This is a genomic window from Bradyrhizobium sp. P2_E8 (assembly GCF_056403875.1).
Genome location: NZ_JBFUES010001443.1, coordinates 1 through 1,351 on the forward strand (window position 1 = coordinate 1; position 1,351 = coordinate 1,351).

Here is a 1,351-nt window from a genome sequence, read left to right on the forward strand (position 1 = left end):
GTGTTCGGCACCTTCATCGGCGCGCTGATCCTGACGCTGGTGCTGAACGGCATGAACCTGCTCTCGGTCAGCGCCAACTGGCAGCCGCTCGTGACCGGCATCATCGTCATTCTCGCGGTCTGGCTCGACATGAAGACCCGCCGCCGCGCGCAATGAGTTCCTAGAGTTCCAACAAGCAAAACGAGGGATGGAGGCAACATGAAACGGAAACTTGGCTATTTGGCGCTGCCGCTGCTGATGGCGGCCGCGCTCACCACGGAGGCGCGCGCGGACGGCGAGACCATCGCCGTCTTCACCAAAAACCAGACCAACCCGTTCTTCCAGACGGTGCGGGTCGGCGCCGACAACATGGCGAAGGCGCTGAACGCGAAGACGCTCCAGTACATTCCGACCAAGCCGGACTCGATCCCCGAGCAGCTCAGCCAGATCGAGGACGTCGTGGTGAAGAAGCCGAGCGCCATCGTCTTCACGCCGGTCGACTACAAGGCGATGGTGCCGGGCGTCGAAAAGATCAACGAAGCCAAGATCCCCGTCGTCAACATCACCGACCGCTCCGCCGGCGGCAAGTTCCTCTCCTTCGTCGGCGCCGACGATTACAGCCTCGGGCTCGAGACCGCGCGCTTCCTGCTCAAGACGCTGGGCGGCAAGGGCAACATCGTCATCATCGAGGGCGTCAAGGGTTCGCTGACCAATGTCGACCGCGTCCGCGGCTTCAACGACGCGCTGAAGGAGAACGCCGGCGCCAAGCTGTTGGCCTCGCAGCCCGGCAACTACCAGCGGCTCCAGGCGCTCCAGGTGATGGAGAATCTGATGCAGTCGAATTCGCAGATCGACGGCGTGCTCGCCGCCAACGACGCCATGGCGGTCGGTGCGATCGAGGCGCTCGACGGCGCCAACCGCAAGGCGCAGGTGATCGGCATCAACGGCACCAAGGAGGCGATCGACGCGATCAAGTCCGGCAAGCTGCTCGCGAGCGGCGACTACAACGGATTTGCGCAAGGCTGCCTCGGCACCATGATGGCGATCCGCTCCTTGCGCAACCAACCCGTTATCAGCGAGATCGTGCTGAAGCCGACGGTCATCACCAAGGACAATTACCAGCCGTTCGACGTGCCGCTGGAGCAGCGGACCTGCCCGACGTTCGAGGACGCCGGCAAGCTCGGCGGCAAGTAGATCAACAGGTCACGGCAAACCCGGACGGCCGCCCCTCGCGGCCGTCCCAAGAACCGAAGCAAGAAAACGGAGACCACCATGCTGTTCGCCATTCACGCCATCGATCGCGCCGGCGCGCTGCCGACGAGGCTCGCCAATTACGACGCCCACAAGGCTTTTCTCAGCGACACCTCGCGCT

1 protein-coding gene and 2 pseudogenes are annotated in these 1,351 nt (G+C 63.7%); all 3 read left to right on the forward strand.

Going from position 1 to position 1,351, the window contains the following annotated elements; all coding sequences use genetic code 11:
• Positions 1-156: pseudogene (locus tag AC1D00_RS41245) on the forward strand (ABC transporter permease); the annotation flags it as partial.
• A 42-nt stretch (positions 157-198) separates the two neighbouring features.
• Positions 199-1,173, forward strand: coding sequence for a sugar ABC transporter substrate-binding protein (locus tag AC1D00_RS41250; RefSeq protein WP_404553885.1), 975 nt, complete (start codon positions 199-201; stop codon positions 1,171-1,173).
• Between the two features lie 78 nt (positions 1,174-1,251).
• Positions 1,252-1,351, forward strand: a pseudogene (locus AC1D00_RS41255) (YciI family protein); the annotation flags it as partial.